The sequence below is a fragment of the Rhizobium sp. N324 genome, assembly GCF_001664485.1.
In the GTDB taxonomy this organism is placed as follows: domain Bacteria; phylum Pseudomonadota; class Alphaproteobacteria; order Rhizobiales; family Rhizobiaceae; genus Rhizobium.
The window spans coordinates 1,188,658-1,206,129 of the sequence record NZ_CP013630.1; the positions used below are offsets into that span (position 1 = coordinate 1,188,658).

At 65.5% G+C, this 17,472-nt stretch carries 21 protein-coding genes and 1 tRNA gene; 16 read left to right on the plus strand and 6 right to left on the minus strand.

The window, feature by feature from the left end; genetic code table 11:
* Position 1: 1 nt before the first annotated feature.
* From AMK05_RS05620 to AMK05_RS05635, 4 genes are read left to right on the plus strand one after another with little or no spacing between them, the layout of a single operon-like run.
* Entirely contained in the window at positions 2-1,093 is a 1,092-nt protein-coding gene (locus tag AMK05_RS05620; protein ID WP_237352177.1) for an ATP-binding protein, read from the plus strand.
* Positions 1,094-3,589 carry a DUF5682 family protein gene (locus tag AMK05_RS05625; protein WP_064837288.1) on the plus strand — a complete coding sequence of 832 codons (2,496 nt, stop codon included), beginning with the start codon at positions 1,094-1,096 and terminating at the stop codon, positions 3,587-3,589. It begins immediately after the preceding gene.
* Positions 3,586-4,746, plus strand: coding sequence for a VWA domain-containing protein (locus tag AMK05_RS05630; RefSeq protein ID WP_064837290.1), 1,161 nt, complete (start codon positions 3,586-3,588; stop codon positions 4,744-4,746). Before AMK05_RS05625 ends, AMK05_RS05630 begins: the two co-directional genes overlap by 4 nt.
* Positions 4,743-6,821 (plus strand): hypothetical protein, encoded by a 2,079-nt coding sequence (locus tag AMK05_RS05635; RefSeq protein ID WP_064837292.1) that lies wholly within the window; start codon positions 4,743-4,745, stop codon positions 6,819-6,821. The genes AMK05_RS05630 and AMK05_RS05635 overlap by 4 nt, the downstream gene beginning before the upstream one ends.
* Positions 6,822-7,021: 200 nt before the next feature.
* Here AMK05_RS05635 and AMK05_RS05640 read toward each other — a convergent pair whose 3' ends face one another.
* A complete protein-coding gene (locus AMK05_RS05640) occupies positions 7,022-7,429 on the minus strand; it encodes a hypothetical protein (RefSeq protein ID WP_064841287.1) in 408 nt (135 codons plus the stop codon).
* Between the two features lie 264 nt (positions 7,430-7,693).
* On the opposite strand from AMK05_RS05640, the gene AMK05_RS05645 reads away from it, so the two are divergent.
* The 3 genes from AMK05_RS05645 (at position 7,694) to AMK05_RS05655 (ending at position 9,117) form a co-directional block, all read left to right on the plus strand.
* Positions 7,694-7,770: transfer RNA gene (locus tag AMK05_RS05645), tRNA-Pro, on the plus strand.
* 163 nt (positions 7,771-7,933) lie between these two features.
* Positions 7,934-8,692, plus strand: coding sequence for a hypothetical protein (locus tag AMK05_RS05650; RefSeq protein WP_143535812.1), 759 nt, complete (start codon positions 7,934-7,936; stop codon positions 8,690-8,692).
* A 185-nt stretch (positions 8,693-8,877) separates the two neighbouring features.
* Positions 8,878-9,117 (plus strand): DUF982 domain-containing protein, encoded by a 240-nt coding sequence (locus AMK05_RS05655; protein ID WP_003580187.1) that lies wholly within the window; start codon positions 8,878-8,880, stop codon positions 9,115-9,117.
* A gap of 26 nt (positions 9,118-9,143) precedes the next feature.
* Here AMK05_RS05655 and AMK05_RS05660 read toward each other — a convergent pair whose 3' ends face one another.
* From AMK05_RS05660 to AMK05_RS05670, 3 genes are all read right to left on the minus strand, one after another.
* Positions 9,144-9,371: a hypothetical protein gene (locus tag AMK05_RS05660; protein ID WP_064837297.1), complete on the minus strand. Its 228-nt coding sequence runs from the start codon at positions 9,369-9,371 to the stop codon at positions 9,144-9,146.
* Positions 9,372-9,383: 12 nt separating this feature from the next.
* Positions 9,384-9,647 (minus strand): hypothetical protein, encoded by a 264-nt coding sequence (locus tag AMK05_RS05665; protein ID WP_064837299.1) that lies wholly within the window; start codon positions 9,645-9,647, stop codon positions 9,384-9,386.
* Between the two features lie 818 nt (positions 9,648-10,465).
* Positions 10,466-11,113 carry a S24 family peptidase gene (locus tag AMK05_RS05670; protein ID WP_064841288.1) on the minus strand — a complete coding sequence of 216 codons (648 nt, stop codon included), beginning with the start codon at positions 11,111-11,113 and terminating at the stop codon, positions 10,466-10,468.
* 82 nt (positions 11,114-11,195) lie between these two features.
* Between AMK05_RS05670 and AMK05_RS05675 the strand changes: the two genes are divergently transcribed.
* The 8 genes from AMK05_RS05675 to AMK05_RS05710 all read left to right on the plus strand — a co-directional run bounded on the left by AMK05_RS05675 (position 11,196) and on the right by AMK05_RS05710 (position 14,765).
* Complete coding sequence (locus AMK05_RS05675) at positions 11,196-11,432, plus strand: hypothetical protein (protein ID WP_064837301.1); 237 nt, start codon at positions 11,196-11,198, stop codon at positions 11,430-11,432.
* A gap of 153 nt (positions 11,433-11,585) precedes the next feature.
* Positions 11,586-11,837 (plus strand): hypothetical protein, encoded by a 252-nt coding sequence (locus AMK05_RS05680; protein WP_064837303.1) that lies wholly within the window; start codon positions 11,586-11,588, stop codon positions 11,835-11,837.
* A 22-nt stretch (positions 11,838-11,859) separates the two neighbouring features.
* Positions 11,860-12,225, plus strand: coding sequence for a hypothetical protein (locus AMK05_RS05685; RefSeq protein ID WP_064837306.1), 366 nt, complete (start codon positions 11,860-11,862; stop codon positions 12,223-12,225).
* Positions 12,191-12,586 (plus strand): hypothetical protein, encoded by a 396-nt coding sequence (locus AMK05_RS05690; RefSeq protein WP_064837308.1) that lies wholly within the window; start codon positions 12,191-12,193, stop codon positions 12,584-12,586. Before AMK05_RS05685 ends, AMK05_RS05690 begins: the two co-directional genes overlap by 35 nt.
* Positions 12,583-12,876, plus strand: a complete 294-nt coding sequence (locus AMK05_RS05695; RefSeq protein WP_064837310.1) for a GcrA family cell cycle regulator — start codon at positions 12,583-12,585, stop codon at positions 12,874-12,876. The genes AMK05_RS05690 and AMK05_RS05695 overlap by 4 nt, the downstream gene beginning before the upstream one ends.
* Entirely contained in the window at positions 12,873-13,085 is a 213-nt protein-coding gene (locus AMK05_RS05700; RefSeq protein ID WP_064837312.1) for a response regulator transcription factor, read from the plus strand. Before AMK05_RS05695 ends, AMK05_RS05700 begins: the two co-directional genes overlap by 4 nt.
* 18 nt (positions 13,086-13,103) lie before the next feature.
* Complete coding sequence (locus tag AMK05_RS05705; RefSeq protein ID WP_064837315.1) at positions 13,104-13,697, plus strand: hypothetical protein; 594 nt, start codon at positions 13,104-13,106, stop codon at positions 13,695-13,697.
* Positions 13,698-14,381: 684 nt separating this feature from the next.
* The gene (locus tag AMK05_RS05710) at positions 14,382-14,765 is read left to right on the plus strand and encodes a hypothetical protein (RefSeq protein ID WP_064837317.1); all 384 of its coding nucleotides are present in this window, start codon (positions 14,382-14,384) and stop codon (positions 14,763-14,765) included.
* Between the two features lie 44 nt (positions 14,766-14,809).
* Here AMK05_RS05710 and AMK05_RS05715 read toward each other — a convergent pair whose 3' ends face one another.
* Both AMK05_RS05715 and AMK05_RS05720 read right to left on the minus strand, forming a co-directional pair.
* Positions 14,810-15,505 (minus strand): class I SAM-dependent methyltransferase, encoded by a 696-nt coding sequence (locus tag AMK05_RS05715; RefSeq protein WP_064837320.1) that lies wholly within the window; start codon positions 15,503-15,505, stop codon positions 14,810-14,812.
* A gap of 386 nt (positions 15,506-15,891) precedes the next feature.
* Positions 15,892-16,365, minus strand: a complete 474-nt coding sequence (locus tag AMK05_RS05720; RefSeq protein ID WP_064837322.1) for a nucleoside deaminase — start codon at positions 16,363-16,365, stop codon at positions 15,892-15,894.
* 283 nt (positions 16,366-16,648) lie between these two features.
* Here AMK05_RS05720 and AMK05_RS05725 point away from each other — a divergent pair, with 283 nt between their 5' ends.
* Positions 16,649-17,470 carry a glycosyltransferase family 25 protein gene (locus AMK05_RS05725; protein ID WP_064837324.1) on the plus strand — a complete coding sequence of 274 codons (822 nt, stop codon included), beginning with the start codon at positions 16,649-16,651 and terminating at the stop codon, positions 17,468-17,470.
* Positions 17,471-17,472 lie beyond the last annotated feature (2 nt).

The following is a 17,472-nucleotide window of genomic DNA, read 5'->3' on the forward strand; positions in this document are numbered from 1 at the left end:
AATGGATCAGTCAGTCCTTCGTCCGGCAACGGAAATCCTTTATGCAGCCGAGCTTGCCAGGCTGGCCGAGACCGACAAGGGGCCGCGGCCGCCGGGCTGGCGGCTCTCGGCACGCGCCGTGCGCGCCTTCGTGCTCGGCGATGCCGCGCTCGGCATCTCGCGCAAATTCTACGGCGACGATGCGCTCGTCGAGCGGGCGATCGTCAGCCTGATGGGCGAGCAGGGGCTGCTGCTCGTCGGCGAGCCGGGCACGGCGAAATCGATGCTGAGCGAGCTTCTGGCCGCCGCCGTCACCGGCTCGACCCGCCTCGTCGTCCAGGGCTCGGCCGGCACGATGGAAGAGCATCTGCGTTATGGCTGGAACTATGCGCTGCTGATTGCCGAAGGCCCGAGCGAAAAGGCGCTGGTGCCGTCGCCAGTGCTGCAGGCGATGCGCGCCGGCCTCGTCATGCGCATCGAGGAGCTGACGCGCTGCCCGCCGGAGATCCAGGACGGGCTGATCTCCATCCTGTCGGAAAAGATGATCGCAATTCCCGAACTCGGCGATGCCGCCATCGTGCGCGCCGCGCCGGGATTCAACATCATCGGCACGGCGAACCTGCGCGACCGCGGCGTCAGCGAAATGTCGAGCGCCTTGAAGCGGCGCTTCAACTTCGAAACCGTGCATCCGATCACCGACCCGACCTTCGAACGCGAGCTGATCCGCCGCCGTCTCGCCGACCGGCTGGCGCCGTCAGGCGTCAAGCCGGATCTGCCGGAGGCGGCGCTTGCCATCCTCGTCTCCTGCTTTCAGGAGTTGAGAGCGGGGCGCACCGCCGAAGGCGTGACGCTGCAGAAGCCGGCCGCCGTCATGTCGACCGCCGAAGCGGTCAATGTCGCCCATGCGGCCGCCCTCGAAGCCGCGTATCTCGGCGACGGCATGGTGACGGGCGCGCATCTTGCCCGCCAGATCGGCGGCATCGTGCTGAAGGACGATCCGGAAGACGGCCGCAAGTTCAAGTCCTATGTCGATCATGTCGTCAAGGACCGTGCCCGCTCCGGCAGCGACTGGCGCTCCTTCTATGAGGCAGCGCGCGTCCTGAGGCTCGGCTGAATGGAGGCGGAGGCGGCAGAACACGAGGCCTTTGCCGCCTATGGGCGGCGGCTGACAGCGGGCGAAGGCGGATTTTTCTTCTTACCCATCCGCCACCACAGCCCGGCCTGCGCGCTGCACCTGACCGCCGCCCTGGCCGAGATCGGCCCGCGCGCCATCGTGCTGGAGATGCCGGCGGATTTTGCGGCCCTGCTGCCGCTTTTGTCGCATCCCGATATCAGGCTGCCGATCGCCATAGTGTCCGTCGCCGACGGCGAAGGGACCTCCGACGAGCGCCTTCCCGTCGGCTACTGGCCCTTCTCGGCGACTTCGCCGGAATGGGCGGCGCTGCGGCTCGCCGGAGAGCGCGGCTGCCCGGTTGTCTTTGCCGATCAGGAGAGCGGCGCCCGCCTTGCCGCCGCCCGCCAGGAGAAGGCACGCGAGGAGGGCGAGGGCCAGGCGCCGGGCGAGGAGGCAACGGCGCCGGCGCTTTTGACCGACGAGGGCCAGCTTGCCTATTCCGATTATGCCGAGGGCCTGGTGAAGCGGCTCAGCGTGCGCGATTTCAACGAGGCCTGGGACCGGCTGTTCGAATCCCGCGCCGGGCAGAAGGATTGGCGCGGCTTTTTCCGCGATGTCGGCATTCACTGCGCCCTGTCGCGCCTGGCTACTCCGGCCGCCGCGATCGCCGCCGACGATACGCTCTCCCGCGAGGCCTCAATGCGCGCGGCGATGGCGAGGGCGGCGCTGTCGCCGGGCGAGGGGCCGATCGCCGTCATCACCGGCGGATTTCACACGCCGGCGCTGATCGATCCGCCGGCTGAAGGGGAGCGGGTGGAAGCGGGCAGGGCGCCGCCGGCTGTCCGCACGAAATCCTATCTGATCCGCTACACCCATGATCATCTCGACCGGATCAACGGTTACGGCGCCGGCATGCCGTCGCCGCGCTGGTACGAGCGGCTGCTCGGGCGGGTCGGCGAAGGCCATGATGATCCCTTCACCGAGGCGGCGGCGGATGTGGTGCTGGCGCTGGCCGAGCGCCTGCGTCGCGACCGGCCGAATTTCATGCCGCCTCTGCCCTCGCTTGCCGCCACCGTCGCCCAGGCGCGGGCGCTCGCCGATCTGCGCGGCCTGCCGGGGCCGGGGCGGGCCGAGATCATCGATGCGGCGCGCTCCTGCCTGGTGAAGGGCGAGGATCCGCGCGATCAATCGCCGCTGATCGAGGTGCTGATGACCGAGCTTGCCGGCGAAGGCATCGGCGAGGTGCCGCGCGGCGCCGGCGCGCCGCCGCTGGTCGAGGCGGTGCGCAGCCGCGCCCGGGCGCTCGGCTTCCGCATCGACGACGGCACCGAGCGCAACCGCCTGCTCGATATTCATCGCAAGCCCCGGCATCTCGCCGCAAGCCGCTTCCTGCATGTGATGTCGCTGCTCGGCACCGGCTTCGGCCGCTGCCAGCGCGGCCCGGACTGGGTGGGCGGCACCGCCACCGACGTGCTGTTCGAGGAATGGACCTATCGCTGGTCGCCGGCCGTCGAAAGCCGGCTGGTGGCGCTGTCGATCGACGGCGACACGGTCGAGCGCGCCGCCGACGCCGTGCTGTCGCGAAGCGTCGAGGCGCTTGGGCGGGAAGGCAAGGCGCGCAACGCGCTTGCGGCGATCCGCCTGCTGCTGATTGCCGGCCAGGCCGGTCTTGCCGGCGCCTGCACCGCGCTGATGGCGGCGATCGGCCCGGCCGTTGCCGCCGATCCGGATTTCGGCCGGGTAGCGCTCTGCCTGTCGATGCTCGATAATCTCCGCCGCGGCCGCAAGATCCTCGGCTTTGCCGGCATGGCCGGCCCCGATGTGCTGCGGCTTGCCGCCTATCGCCGTGCCATCGATCTGCTGCCGACGCTCGAAGGTGCGAGGGAAGAGGACGTGCCGCGGTATGTCGAGGCGCTGGCAACGCTGAACGAGATCGCCGAAGCCGGCGCCGCGGCCGGCGATGACGAGGAGCGGCTCGATCTCGATCTTCTCGATGAAGGCATTTCAGCCCTGCTCGATGGCGACCTCGCGCCGCGGGCAGCCGGTGCCGTCGCCGCAATCGCCCATATGTCCGGCCGGGTGAGCGCCGCGGCACTCGCAACCCGCGTCATCGGCCCGCTGCAATTCGGCGTCGGCGACCCGCCCGCCCGGGTGGAGCCGCTGACCGGCCTGCTGGCGGTGCAGCCGGCGCTGCTCAAGCGTACGCCGGCCCTGCTGGAGGGGCTCGATGAGGTGCTCGCCGGCTTCGACGAGGCCGATTTCATCCAGGTGCTGGCGCCGCTGCGGCTTGCCTTCACCGCGCTTGCGCCTGACGAAACCGATGCGCTCGCCGCCGTCATCGCCGAAGCCAAGGGCAGCGCGCTCGGTCTCGCGCCGCGTTTTTCCGGCGGCCCGAGCGAGGCCGGCATGCTCGCCAATGCCCGCCTCAACGCCACCCTGGCCGAGCTGATGCAGGCGGACGGGCTTGCCGCCTGGCTGATGGAGCCGGCATCATGAGCGATCGGAAGACGCCTGAGGAGAGCCTTCGCCGCTGGCGCCTGGTGCTCGGCCGCTTCGCCGAGCGCCAGCTTTCGGGCTGCTGCAGCGGTGCCGACGCCCGCCGCGACGCCGTGCTCGAACGCATCTACGGCGAATCCTATCGCCGCCGCGGCATCCGCACGGGTGGGCCCGAGAGCGGCCGGAAGAATCGGAAAGGCGGCGCCGAGCCGCCGCAGATGACGCTGCCGGAATGGTATGGCGAGATGCGCGCGCTGTTTCCGAAATCGGTGCTGGAGCGGGTGGAAAAGGATGCGCTCGGCCGCTTCGGCATGACCGAGCTTCTCGACGATCCCAAGGCGCTCGCCGAACTCGATCCCGATCCGTCGCTGCTGGCCGCGCTGCTGGCCCATCGCGGCCGCGCCGATCCGGTCATCGCCGCCAAGATCCGCGAGGTCGCCAAGTGCGTCGTCGAGGAATTGACCAAGCGGCTGCGGCTGCAGACGAGCCGGGCGCTCTCGGGCGCCAGGCGGCGCGGCGAGACGACGGCGCGCCGCTCATCCGCCCGCGACATCGCCTGGAACCAGACGATCCGCAAGAACCTGAAGAACTGGGATCAGGAGCGGCGCGTGCTGATCGCCGAACATCTGCATTTCCACGCCGCCGCCCGCCGACATCTCCCCTGGCGCATCGTGCTCTGCATCGACCAGTCGGGCTCGATGGCGACCTCGCTGATCTACAGCGCCGTGATGGCCTCGATCCTGTCGACCCTGCCGGCGGTGACGGTCAAGCTCGTGCTGTTCGATACGACTGTGGTCGACCTCAGCGACGAGGTCGGCGATCCCGTCGACGTGCTGATGTCGGTGCAGCTCGGCGGCGGCACCGATATCGGCCGGGCGGTTGCCTATTGCGAGGCGACGCACATCGCCGAGTCGCAGCGGACGATCTTCGTGCTGATCTCCGATTTTTGCGAGGGCGCGCCGGTTGCTCCGCTCTTCGCCGCCATCCGCCGGCTGGCCGGTGCCCGCGTCAAGCTGCTCGGCCTTGCCGCTCTCGATGAGGCCGCCCGGCCGGCCTATGACCGGGAGACCGCCGCCCGCCTGGTCGATGCCGGCATGGAGATCGCCGCGCTGACGCCGGAGCATTTCGCCGACTGGGTTGCGGGGCATATCAGGTGAGCGGCGCCAAGACGGAGAATTCGGCACGGTTTGATGCCGCGGCCCTCGGCGACGAGCTGCTGGAAGCCGCCTCCTCCAAGGGCCTGCTGCGCCGCGCCCGCCGCGATGTCGAGGCCGGCCTCGTGCGGCTGACCGGCTGGGATGGCGGCACGGCGCTCGCCGAAGCCGATGGTGAAAGCGTGCGGCTCGCCGCCGGGCCGCTGGCCGCAGCAGGCTGCAGCTGCCCGGCGACCGGCCTTTGCCGGCATATTCTCGCCGGCATCCTGTTCATCCGCGAGGCCGGCGAGGCGACGCCGGCCGGTGCGGCGGAACCGGCCGAGACGTCGCCTGTAGCCGCTGCGGCGGCTGCGGATGCGCATGCCGAAATCCTTTCGCTCGGCCAGGATGCCATCGCCCGCGCCTTCGGCCGCGCCGCCTATATCAAGGCGCAGGCGCTGCTGGCCGCGCTCGACGCCGGCGCCGTCAGGATCGAGCCGAGCGCCACTGCCGTCCGCATCGCGCTCGGCGACCATCCCGCCGTGCTCTATCCCGCCGGCGGCGGCCCGGCCGGCATGATCTCGAAGGCCGCGACCTCGCTGCGCGCCGCGCTGCATGCGGCCGCCCTGCTTGCGGTGCGCGGCCCCGGCGAGCCGGTTGCCGAGGCGGAGCAGGCACCGGAAGAGGTGGCAGAGCCAGCATCCGGCGTGCTCGAAGAGGCCGCCGCGCTGCTTTGCGATGCCGCGCGCCAGGCGCTGTCAAAGGCGCCTGTCGGTCTTGAGGAGCGGATCGGCGATCTCGTGCTGTCCTCGCGCGCCGAGGCGATGCCGCGGCTGGCCGCCGAGCTTCGCACCATCGCCGCCATGATCCGGCGCCGGCGCGAGCGGCTGGAGGCGGCCGATCCGGCTGAGCTTCTCATCATGCTGGCGCGCGCCTATGCGCTGACGCAGGCGCTGCAGGCTTCTCCCGACGCAGCCTTGCTCTCCGGCGCCGGGGCGGAAGCGCCGCAGCCGCTTGAGGCAATCGATCTCCTCGGCTGCGGCTTGCGCCTGTGGCAGAGCGAAAGCGGCGCGCGCGGCGTTACCGGCTATTATCTCGCAGCCGACGGACGAAGCTTCAGCGCCACGCTGGCGCGCGCGCCCGGCAGCGATCCCGGCTTTGCGCCGCGCCATGCGGCGACCGGCGAAACGGTTTTTGGCCGCTCGCTTGCGGCAATCGCCGGCAGCGCCTTCCGCCTCGAGGGGGCGGCCGTCAGCGGCAGTGGCCGGCTGCACACCGGCAGCGGCCGCGCCGAACTTCTGGAACCCGGCTGGGAGGCGGCGGTCAGACGGATCGCCGGCGTGGCGATCGACGATTGGAGCCAATGCGCCACGCGCCTGGCCCGCGCCTTCCAGCCGGTGCTTGCCGCGCCGCCGCGCCGCGGCCAACCGCTGATCCTGCGGCCGGCGCAGTTCGGCCCGCTCAGCTTCGACGGCGTGGCGCAGGTCGGGCGCTGGCCGGTGCGCGACCGCGAGGGCCGCTGGCTGGAGCTGGAGATCGAGGGCGACGAGCGGCTGGAGGCGAATTTCGCCCGGCTGGGGGCGATCAGCGATCGCCAGCCGCCGCTGCTGGCAGTTCTGGCCGAAGCCCGCGGCGCCGAGATCGTGTTCTCGCCGCTGGGCTTCGGAACCGACAGCCTGAGCATGCTGGACCTGCCGCCGCCGCCACAGGCGGCGATCGCGCAAAAGCCAAGCCTGCTGTCGCGCCTGACCAAAGGCCTGACGCTCTCCGGTATGGCCGAGCGCATGGCCGCCGAGATGCGCTTCGAGGCGATGGCGCGCCCGCAGGCGGCAAGCCTGCGGCTGGTCGCCGCCGCCTTCGACGAGATCCTGGCGCTGGCCGAACTCGGCGGGCGCATGGAGGATCCGGAGCGGCTGCAGCGCATGGAGGGATTGGGCCAGCGGCTCGAGGAGGCGGGCCTGGCGCTGGCCGGCCGGCTTCTGACGACGCTTGCCGCCGCCCCCGGCCGCAAACGCGCCGATCACCTGCTGCGCGCCGCCTATGCGCTCGATCTGATAAACCGCATCGATCCGCAACTGCCCTTCGTGCGGATGCTTTGAGGTGAAGGCATTTCCGTTTTTCGTGAGGCCGGCCCCTCATCCGCCTGCCGGCACCTCTCTCCCCGTAAACGGGGCGAAGGGACTATGCCGCAACCTCTCCGTCCCTTGCTAGCCTCTCGCAAGGCACGTCCCCTCTCCCCGTTTTTACGGGGAGAGGGTTAGGGTGAGGGGCACATCCGGGGTCGGAACCGAACCGTCCGTTATTTCTGTTCGGGCGCCAGGAACTCGGCGCAATAGGACGGGCCGTTGACGCCGGGAATGTCGGCGACGGTACGGATGTCGCGGATCGTGTAATCCGAGCTGGTGGTGATTTCGGTCTGGCAGCGCAGATAGGCGGTGCGGGCGGACGCGATCTGCTTGCCGCGTTTGCCGTCGGCGCCTTCGGCATATTTGGCCGGAATGCGCACGGTCTTGTAGCCGCCGCGCCAGGTATAGACGGTGGTGGCGCCTTCCTCGCGGTCGCTGATCGGCGGCCCGTAGGCGGCAAAGAAGATGCCGGCCGATTTGCCGACCCAGCGGGCCTCGATCGGATTGCCGGCGGAAGGTATGGTGGTGCATCCGGCAAGCCCAATTGCAAGCCCGGCCGCGGTGATGGTGCGGAGTTTCATCGTGTCGTCCCTGATCTCAAGCGCAGTGGCTGCGAATCCGCCGTTTACGCGCGGTTTCGCCTGTCCCGTCGAGCCCTTTAGCGCGGAACCCGGCAAAAGAAAATTGCCCCTTTTGCACTTCCGTTTAATTTGCCGAGGGTGTGTCTTTTTGCTGCAGCGGCCCATTCCGGCCCCTGTCATCAACCCGTCAAAAATTCCCCCGGATTTTTGGAATTTGGTGCTTGTGCAACCAGATAGGCTGTTCTATAGAAGCGCCGCTGGTCACGGAGTGTAGCGCAGTCTGGTAGCGCACCACGTTCGGGACGTGGGGGTCGAGTGTTCGAATCACTCCACTCCGACCAGCTAGAAACCCCGCTCCGGCGGGGTTTTTCATGTCCGCTGATAATCTCTCGAAATCTCAAGATAGCGCTTGTGCGCCCTTCCAGGATCCGAACATATCGATCCTGATGCACTTCGCATGCCGACCAGGCCGATCGGTCTGTGACGGCTCGCGGATTCGACTTGATGCCGAATTCGGCCGCGGGTAGCATTCCCACAACCTGGGGGATGAGAATGTTGGGTTTCATAAAGCGCTGGAACGACCGTTGGAAATGGGAAACATCTGGCCTCGGGCAGGCGCTTGCTGAGCATACCCAGAAGTGCTTCAATGAAACGATCCTGTCGGGGCTGCCTCAAGATCGGAAGGATCGCGTGATTGGCGATTTCTACGAGCGGCTCGCCGCGATGGCGCAGTCTCCAACTGGCTTCCTCGATCTGCGCAAGTCTCTCGCCGGATGGGTCGCCGACTATGCCAAATATCAGGTGCTGTGCCTGACCGAGTCCGAGAAGGCCGTCGCCTTCCATCACGAAAGTCCATATATCTCCGGTGAGCTGTATCACCACATCCGCGCCGCCGCCGCGGAAAACGACTATCTGGCCCAAATCATGCGGTCGGATAAGAATGTTGCCGATGGTGAACTGATTGCGCTCGCCAACATGGAATGCGCTCGGGCACTCTACTACGCCAACGGCTTCAACATGGTCCGCATCGAGACGGGTGACAGGACCAAGCCGGATTGGTACAAACCCTTCGTCGAGGCGCTGCTCGTCTCCTACGAAGACAATGTCAGGACATCAATCAAGCTTCCGCAGTTGCTGCCCGAAAACAGGTTTGGGGTCCTCTATTCCGGGTTCTTCAATCTGGTCTTCACCGGCGAGGAAGATCCGTTCTTCACATGGGCACGGGCATGCCCGGATTATTATCTGGCATCAGGCGCGCCATAGGCGCCCGCAGCCCGGCCTTCTCCATGGTTATAACTTTCCTGCAGAAAAGTTATAACGGCGCGCGATCGCACCGCAGCGCGCTGCATTAGCGCTGCCCGACTCAGCTCTATGCGCCGGTTTTCGAATCAACCGGAACGAGTCCCAAAGTGATTCGTTGAGTCGCGTTCGGTGTGAGATACTGCGCCATGAGCAAGCGACGAAGCTTCAAACCGGTGAAGATCACCATCAATGGCAAGGTGAGGACGGTCTATAATGTCGTCCAGGCCGGCAACACTTTGCTGAACGATTGGCCCGACCAGACGCCGGCGGCCAAGGTTGCCGAGCGGCTTGTGCTTGATGTGTTCAACGATGCCGCCGAGCCCGAGCAGGTGCGCCGCGCCTTCATTACCGCCGCCAAGGCCAGCGATATCAAATATAGTTCCTGATCGGCGATGCTGGGCTAAATCAGGGCTTACTTCCATGACATCAGCTCCTGATTGGCGCGGTCCTGGTTCCTGAACCGCGTCTCCATCCAGGCGGCCGTGACGATCGCAGCGAGGAAGCCGAAGGCGAGGCAGGTGATGGCCTGCTTGCGCCAGGAGATGAAGGCGCGTGGCGCCGGGGTGAGCGGCTTTTGCGCGCATTCGCCGGCAGGGCAGGCGCAGCCGGAAAAGGCCTTGACGATGCAATCGGCAGACATTTCCGTTCCCCCTCAGGCGTAAAGCTGATCGCGATCGGTCATGCCCATGATCTCGCGGGCATAGCGGTAATGCTCCTCGACGGAGGCCGCGGCACCCCGCAGCCAGGAGGGGCCGCGGATCGAGTGTTCGGGACGGCGCAGGTACGCAAAGCCGAGGGCGCCCATGCGCTGAGCCTCGATCGCCATATAGGCGCTGCAGTCGCCGATCCCCAGCGCGCCATTCCAGCGGGCGTCGCGCCTGCTTTCCGCGGTCTCAATATTGCGGATGTGCTGCATTGCCCTGTCCTCTCACGCGCCTCTGATCGACTTGTCGCAAGGGTATATATAATACCTCGTCGCGTCAACCGCTAAGGGTATAAAAAATACCTCTCAGGTTGACGGGGTACGAATCATAGGCGTATGTCTGTCGCCAGTGATTGGGCGACCGGGTGCAACTCCCGAGCTGACGAAGCCCAGCGGCGCGGGAAGCGAAAGTCCTTAAGTGCGCTGTCAGAAAATCAGGACGAGGGCGAAGCGAATGGCCCCTCTGGCACGTGTCCCATCCCGGCTCCGGCCTTCAGGACTTGGCCAATGCTCTCCCGGCTTCATGGGCTTTGCTCATGGGGTAGGGGGAAGCTTTGGCCGGAACCCTCCCTCACCAGCCTTCAGGAGCGAAGACAGAGAGATAGAAAACAAGGTTCTCTTGGAGTCTGATGCTGCGAGAAAACGGCAGGGCGCAACGAGATCGAAATCGCCGACGAGGGTGGCCGGGCCCAGGCCTTGGGGCGTCGAATTTGGATTCATGGGGGAGGGTTGCCGAAGGATATTCCTCGCAGCCATTCGTTCCATCCCGGCGGTGATGCGGGCGGTCCGTGGACGACGTCCGGAGCTGTTGCGGTTTTTGATTAGAGAGGATGACTCTCGCGATCCTGGTTGCCGGATCGGGGAAATCGGAGTGGGATCCTACAGGCCGTACATTTCGCGCGCGGCGCTGAAGGCCAGGAGAAGCACCGCTGATGTGACGATGTAGAACCAGATTCTGCCGGCGCGAGAGGAAGGGCGGATCATATTGGTTTCCTTGATAAATATGGCCTATCCGCGACAAGCTTGGATCGCTACATCTCGATGATCGATCGGCGGACGCGGCCGACGACGGTGACGGCGCCCTGGAAATCCGGCGGCGGCACATCCTCATAAGAAGCGGGCTGGAAGGGCGGGTTGTCGTTCGGGCGATAGCGCTTGTAGGTGGCGGCCCCCGTCTCGTCGGCGACGACATAGAGCGCGTTCGGCGCCAGGCGCTTGTCGCGCAGATTGACGAAGATGATCGAGCCCGGCGGCGAGATCTTGTTCATCGAATTGCCTTCGACCTCGAGCGCGATCCATTCGCCATCGGGCAGATCGAGCGCGGCCACCGTCGGGAACTCCGAAAAGTCGGTGATCGGCGCCTGCTCGCTCAGTTGGCCGGCGCTGACCCAGGAGATCTTCGGCACATCGGCGACGGAAACCGGCAGTTCATCGGGATCGAGCGCGTTGCCGGTTCCGAACTGCAGCCAGTTGAGATTGACCTTGAAGGCGCGGGCGTACTTTTTCGCATCGGCGATGCCGAAGCCGTTGCGGCCGGACTCGTGCGCCTTGTAAACATTCGCATTCCAGCCGAACCGATCGACGATCGCTTTCGGCCCGGCAAAGCCCGCGTTTTTCCGGGCCATGACCAGCCGCTTTGCGCGTTCCTCGCGCTCAAATTGTTCCTGATCTTTCAACATGATATAAAAAATACCCCATTTTAGGGTATATGTCATGCTCTTTTCTGCTTGACGTGCAGGGTATTAAATGTACCCTATACGCATGACAAACAGCCAGAACATCCATGCCTCCAGCCAGGCAGCCGTCGGCCCGGTCGAGCGCGAAAACGCCCGCTACACCGGCTGCCCGAACTGCGGCAAGGCGCTGTCGATCGCCGAGGTGATCGAGCACCATTGCGAAAATTGCGGCCGGCAGACGCGCCCGCAGGAGATGCGGCAGATCGCCGATCTCCCCGGCGCGTCTGCGCTCAGCAATCCCGACAGCCTCACCCCTCCCTGACGGCTCTCGGTGGCCGGCGTCGTCGCCCTCCCTCGGCGACGCCGGCAGCTATTCCCCGGGCGGCCCCCGGGAGACGACTGGAGAGCCGCCGATGAACTCACATGAAACATTTGGCAGCGCCCGCTTCGGCGGCAACGGCGCGCGGCGCTCGAAATGGACAAGAAGGATCACCCCGGCATGAACGCGCTCGAGCTCTTCCGCACCGGCAGGGACTATATCGAAATCGCAGCCATCCTCGGCATCTCGGTGCCTTCGGTGGAAAGCGAGATCCACCGGCGCCGAAGCGCCGAGAAGGGCGATACCGCCCAGCACGGTCATGCCGGCGCCGAGATCCGCCGCTTTCCGCATCGGATGAGGCCGGGCACGCCGGTGAATTTTGCCGGCGGGCAACGGCGGCAGGTTTGAGCGGCGGGAGAAAGGAAACGGCATGGCGAAGGACACAATGAGCAAGGACATCATGGACATCCTCAGCCCGGTGCTGGGGGAGGAACTGGCGGCGGCCGTCATCGAGCACCGCAGGCGCACGCTGAGGAAGCCGCTGACGGCTTACGCCGCCCGCATCCAGGCCAGGGAATATCTGCTGACCGGCGATCCGGCCGGCGCTGCCGAGATGCAGATCTTCCGCGGCTGGCAGGCGATCAAATGCGACTGGTACCTCAAGGAGAAGGCGAGGGAAGCCGGGTCGATCAACAGCAGCACGAGAAGGACGACAGTTGATGCCGCAAGAGATTTCCTCTCCGGTGAAGATCATAGCGGGGATGCTTTCGGGTTTCCCGGCATCATCCGGCACTGATCCCGACATGCAGATCCGCGCCTATCTCCTCGCCATCGACGGCATCCCGCTGGAGGCCGTCTGGCAGGCGGCCAAACTGTTCATTTCAGGCAAGGTCAGGAATCACAACCGCGCCTTCGCGCCGAGCTCGGCCAGTTTCGCCGAGCAATGCCGCCGGCAGCAGGCGGCAATCGAAGCGCAAAGCCGCCCGCGCGTCGAGCCGGCGCCCGAGCCGCCGCAGCCGAAGGTCGCGGCCTACAAGATGCAGCTCTTGCGCGACGCCGCGAACGGCAGCCGCAGCGCCAGGCGGGAGCTGGCGAAGATGTTTCCCGACAACCCGATCATTGCACGAGCCACACGACACGAGGAGGCATTGAGGTGAGAAGCCTGTTCTGGACGGAAGACAAGATCGTCAAGGCTGAGAAGCTTTGGCAGCAGGGGCTCTCGGCAAGAGAGATCGCCAACCTGTTCGGTTCGAAGAAGAACACCGTCATCAACATGGCGCACCGCAACCGCGACAGGTTCCCCGCAAGGCAGGTCACCCGGCCGCCGCCCGAGACCTGCGAGGCGCCGGCGCCGATCCGCCACCCCGACCGCGTCACGCGGGTGACCTTGTCGGGGGCTGAGGTGACGATGCCGCGCGTGCCCTGCATCGATGGGCCGGCGTCATGAGCCCGGCCATCAAGAGCAGCATCACCCCGCGCGAAACCGAAATCATCGGCTGGATGGCGGCCGGAAAGACCGCCGCCGAGATCGGCACCATTCTCGCCATCTCCCCCATCACCGTGAACACGCACATCGCCAACGCCAAGGCGAGACTCGGCGTCTTCAAGGATACCGCACTGGTCGCCGCTGCACTGCGCAACGGCATTATTCGATAGAAGGAAAGGACAATCAGCATGGGTGGCAAAGCAGCCAAGGTCAGGACACAGCGGGCAAACAAGGGCGCCGGCCGGCCGCGCAAGGCAAATGTCGAGCGTTTTCCCTGCGGCAAGATCAAGCCGTTCGAGACCGAGAAGGACAATATCAGCGTCGCGATATCAGCCCGCCGCCGCATCCACGGCTTCGGCCGGACGGTCGACGACGAGACGGTCAAGAGCCCGTTTGCCGGTTATACGCTGGGGCGCATGTTCCTCGACGGCCTGATCAGCGCAGAGCAGCGCCAGGCCGGCGACGACTATGCCGAGGCGATGGCCCGCTACCACAAGACCACCGGCATCCCGGCCCCGAGCCCGCGCGCCCAATCGCTCTTTTCCGTCAAGGGCCACGAAGGCGAAGTCACCGAAAGCCTCGCCGACCGCGCCCGCAAAGCCAGCAACCGCATGATGGCCCTGCAGGCCATCCTGCTGCGCTGCCAGGACGGCCCGCAGGTGCGCAGCACCGTCTATAACGTCACGGTGATGGACTACGAACATCTGCGCCAGATGCCACCGCAGCAATTGCTGTGGCTGCGGCGGGGGTTGATCGCGCTGCGCGCGGCGAAGGGTGGGTGATGGGGTGGCGGTAGGGCGCGTGTCAGTCGTCGATTTGGCGGCATGAATGCGGATGACTGCCTTTGCAAGACCGTAGCGAAACTGGCCCCTTCTCCATCCGCCAATGCTGTGTTTGCCCGGCGCTCACCCCACCCTCCGTCTTCCTCGGGCTTGACCCGAGGATCCACGCCGCCCTCCATCAGCTGCGAGCATGGATCCCAGGCTCAAGGCCTGGGATGACGGAGGTTGGGGGCGCGTTTTCGACAAACACCTTGCCGATCGAGCGCAACATTTGCGCGTGAGGTCAATCTTCCTCGCAGTTGGGGAGGGGGCTTGGCCAGCCACCGGCGCCACCCGGACAGCCTTGGCTCAAGGCTTAGGGATACGGAGGGTGGGAGCGGGAGCGCCGTTGAAAGAATGTGACGCGCTTCTATTGTGGCGTGTAACAGGAGTGGGCCGCGCAGAGTATCGAAGTGCATGGCTGTGTTATGACGCACCTCCACACGGCCCATCATACTTACGATTTCAGGCGCTTCTTGTTCCCGCGCCGCCGGAAAATTTTGATTTGTCGCGTGCCATCTTCGCCCGCGTCGCCAGATATTTTCAGCGGCCGGTGATGACGGCCTCAAAGGTATCCGCGCCTTGTCTCAACGGCTCACGATCGGCGTCAGTTGTACTTCGACTGCCGATATGTTTCAAAAGCGGATGACCGATGCTATCGCTCCCCGTCTCCTGGATCAGCGCATCCGAAATCGCTTCATCGAGCTCTTCGACGTTTTGTCAAAGGGCGACGAAGCCGTCAGAGACCTTGGATGGGCGGAATATTTCAATTACTTCTTCGACTGGTTCCCCGATGAAGGTCCGATTCAGCTCCTCTCTACGATGACCGATCAGGAAACCGAGGCCGCTGAAAGAGTTCTTGCGGCAATGCGGGACGCCTGCGATGCCACTCCACGCTTCATGACCGACGATGACCTGATTTCAACCGGATGGCCGCAGCGCATTCTGCCGATCGCCAAGCAGGCGGCCGATATTTTTCTCAGGCGCGGTCGCTTTGATGAGGACGTCGTCGAGTCCGAAAGCTCGTAGCAGCGGGCGCAAGCCGCTTGAAACATTCTCGTGCATCGACCTCATCATCCTTTCACCACCGAAAAGAACAGAAACCGCGGCGTCGTCGTCAAGCTCCGATAGGCCTGCGGAAACAGCGTGGCGGCGCGGGGATCGGGCTGGGGCTCGCTGACGATATCGATCTGAAATCCGGCCGATTTGAGTGCGTCGAACATGAGGTGCAGCGGCCGGTGCCAGAAGCGCATGGCGATCTCCTGTCCGCCGCGCTGCCAGGTCTCGTCGAAGCTGTAGGTCTCGAAATAATTGTCGTGGCCGCTCGAGGGGTGATCCATGAAGGGATGGTGGGTGGAGAAAACCAGGCGGCCGCCTTTCGGCAGCAGCCGGTTGAATTCCCGGAGCGGCACCGACCAGTCCGGCAGATAATGCAGGACGAGCGAGGCGAGGATCAGCTCGAAGGCTTGATCCTCGAAAGGCAGTGTTTCGCCGAGATCCGCCTGCAGCAGGCGCGCGCGTCCTTCCAGGCGGCGTTTCGCAATCTGCAGCATGCCGGCACTGGCGTCGATCCCGGTGACCACGGCCCCGCGCTCGACAAGCGCTGCCGCATGCGCCCCGCCGCCGCATCCGGCATCGAGCACGGAAAGCCCGGCGACCGCGCCGACCAGGGCAAGAATGGCTGGCCGCTCGTAATATGCATTCCAGGCATTGGCCTCATTATCCGCGTCGTATGCCGCCGCGAAGGCATCATAGTCGTTCTCGGCCATGGTTTGCCTTTCCGGTGTCGGACGATTGCGTTGGGTCATGCGTGTTTGATTAAGGGGCAGCCGTACCATTTTTGCGAGAATCGCTGGTAGATGCAAGCCGCCGCAGAGCCATGGCTGCCCCTCACCCTAACCCTCTCCCCGTAAAACGGGGAGAGGGGACGTGCCCTGCGAGACGCTGGTGAGGGACGGAGAGGTTGCGGCATATCCCCTTCGCCCCGTTTACGGGGAGAAGGTGGCGGCAGCCGGATGAGGGGCGCGCGGCAATCTCCCAGTTCGAGGAAAGCATTTCTTTCCCAAACGACCCTCTCGGCAGCGGGAATGGATCCCAGGGCTCGAGGCCTGGGAGGACGGAGATCAGGGGGCGCCAAATCCCGACCGAGGCTAGTCTAAGCCTTGCCCAGATGCTTCGGCCAGAATTGCTGATGCACTTCCGCGGCTTCGTCTTCGAGGCTCGTCGGGCCAACCACGGTTACGGTGCGCGCGCCGGTCTGCAACACCGCCCGGCTCGGCACGTTCAACCCAATCCCGGCGATCTCGCCAAGCCGGGTTTCGGAGCAGGCAAACACCATCCGCCCGATGCCCGACCAGTAGATCGCCCCGGAGCACATCGCGCATGGCTCGGTGCTGGTATAGAGCGTGCAGTCGGCGAGAAAACCGGTGTCGTAGTGCTGCGCCGCAGATTTCACCAGGTTCATCTCGGCGTGGTTGGTCATATCGTGGCCGGTGAAGACGCTGTTTTCGGCGCGCAGGATGACCTCGCCGTCCTTCACCAGCACCGAGCCGAAGGGTTCGTCGCCTCGGTCCATCGCGGATTTCGAGAGCGCAATCGCCTCGCGCAAAAACGGTTCGTGATTTTCCATCAGAGTCCCCAAAAGCTAGAGCGGGACGATCTTGGCTTGAATCGGAGGGCTTTCCAAGGGGCGGCAGATCCGATTGACGATCGACGATCCGTATCGCGGCAAGCATGATGTTCGGGTCGCCCTGCAAGTCTGCGAGATGGGGACCGCCGCCTAGATCCGTCAGGATGGAGCCTCGGCCATCCAACCCTTGCCACCTTACGAAAATGTATAACCCCGGCGAAGTGCTGGTGAGTTTTCCGGCGCAGGCTTGGCGCAGTCGTTGCCAAGTCGAAAGCCAGATCTCATGAACATGCGCGCCACACCCGCCGCCCTGATGCCGGCGATCCATCCGGTCAGCCTGCGGATCGATACCTACCTGATCAATCTCGACCGGGCGCCCTTGCGGCGGTTTCGGATGGAGCGCCTGCTGGTGGGCATCGGCCTGGCCTTTGAGCGGGTGGCGGCGGTCGATGGCGCAACGCTCAGCCTGCCGCATCCGGATTTTGACGAGGCCGCCTATCTGAGCCGGCATGGCCGGCGGCCGAACCCTTTCGAGATCGGCTGTTTTCTAAGCCACGTCGAATGCGCCAGGCGCTTCCTTTCCGGCAATGCCGAATTCGCGCTCATTCTGGAAGACGACCTCGATTTCGACGACGATCTCGCCGAGGTGCTCGAGGCCGCCCTGCAGCACCGGGAGCGCTGGGACATCCTGCGTCTTTCCACCGTCAACACCGGGCGCAAGCACAGGGTGGAGCCGCTGACGGCGTCGCGCTCGCTTGCCATCGCGCTCACCCGCGAGAAGGGCTCCGGCGCCTATCTGATCAACCGCAAGGCGGCGGGCTGGATTGTCGGCGCCTTGCTGCCGATGCGGCTGCCCTATGATCTCGCCTTCGATCTGGAATTCGACGAGGGCTTGAGCGCCTGTTTCGTCGATCCGCTGCCGGTCAGCCAAAGGGCGGATGCCTGCTCGCAGATCCAGGCGGGGCTTTCGGCCTACCGGCTGGGCCGCCGCCGGCCGTGGAGCGTGCTGCCCTATCGCGCCGCGGCTGAGATGCGCCGCTTTTCCCGTCGCTTCCGCCGCCTCGCGGCCTTGAGGTTGAAAGTCGCGACTGCTCCGCCGGCCTGAGC

Bases quoted from the DNA above. Each gene is read 5' to 3' on its own strand.
- AMK05_RS05620 (WP_237352177.1), top strand. From the start codon at position 2: ATGGATCAGTCAGTCCTTCGTCCGGCAACGGAAATCCTTTATGCAGCC.
- AMK05_RS05625 (WP_064837288.1), top strand. From the start codon at position 1,094: ATGGAGGCGGAGGCGGCAGAACACGAGGCCTTTGCCGCCTATGGGCGG.
- AMK05_RS05630 (WP_064837290.1), top strand. From the start codon at position 3,586: ATGAGCGATCGGAAGACGCCTGAGGAGAGCCTTCGCCGCTGGCGCCTG.
- AMK05_RS05640 (WP_064841287.1), bottom strand. From the start codon at position 7,429: ATGAAACTCCGCACCATCACCGCGGCCGGGCTTGCAATTGGGCTTGCC.
- AMK05_RS05650 (WP_143535812.1), top strand. From the start codon at position 7,934: ATGCCGAATTCGGCCGCGGGTAGCATTCCCACAACCTGGGGGATGAGA.
- AMK05_RS05655 (WP_003580187.1), top strand. From the start codon at position 8,878: ATGAGCAAGCGACGAAGCTTCAAACCGGTGAAGATCACCATCAATGGC.
- AMK05_RS05660 (WP_064837297.1), bottom strand. From the start codon at position 9,371: ATGTCTGCCGATTGCATCGTCAAGGCCTTTTCCGGCTGCGCCTGCCCT.
- AMK05_RS05665 (WP_064837299.1), bottom strand. From the start codon at position 9,647: ATGCAGCACATCCGCAATATTGAGACCGCGGAAAGCAGGCGCGACGCC.
- AMK05_RS05670 (WP_064841288.1), bottom strand. From the start codon at position 11,113: ATGTTGAAAGATCAGGAACAATTTGAGCGCGAGGAACGCGCAAAGCGG.
- AMK05_RS05675 (WP_064837301.1), top strand. From the start codon at position 11,196: ATGACAAACAGCCAGAACATCCATGCCTCCAGCCAGGCAGCCGTCGGC.
- AMK05_RS05680 (WP_064837303.1), top strand. From the start codon at position 11,586: ATGGACAAGAAGGATCACCCCGGCATGAACGCGCTCGAGCTCTTCCGC.
- AMK05_RS05685 (WP_064837306.1), top strand. From the start codon at position 11,860: ATGGCGAAGGACACAATGAGCAAGGACATCATGGACATCCTCAGCCCG.
- AMK05_RS05690 (WP_064837308.1), top strand. From the start codon at position 12,191: ATGCTTTCGGGTTTCCCGGCATCATCCGGCACTGATCCCGACATGCAG.
- AMK05_RS05700 (WP_064837312.1), top strand. From the start codon at position 12,873: ATGAGCCCGGCCATCAAGAGCAGCATCACCCCGCGCGAAACCGAAATC.
- AMK05_RS05705 (WP_064837315.1), top strand. From the start codon at position 13,104: ATGGGTGGCAAAGCAGCCAAGGTCAGGACACAGCGGGCAAACAAGGGC.
- AMK05_RS05710 (WP_064837317.1), top strand. From the start codon at position 14,382: ATGACCGATGCTATCGCTCCCCGTCTCCTGGATCAGCGCATCCGAAAT.
- AMK05_RS05715 (WP_064837320.1), bottom strand. From the start codon at position 15,505: ATGGCCGAGAACGACTATGATGCCTTCGCGGCGGCATACGACGCGGAT.
- AMK05_RS05720 (WP_064837322.1), bottom strand. From the start codon at position 16,365: ATGGAAAATCACGAACCGTTTTTGCGCGAGGCGATTGCGCTCTCGAAA.
- AMK05_RS05725 (WP_064837324.1), top strand. From the start codon at position 16,649: ATGAACATGCGCGCCACACCCGCCGCCCTGATGCCGGCGATCCATCCG.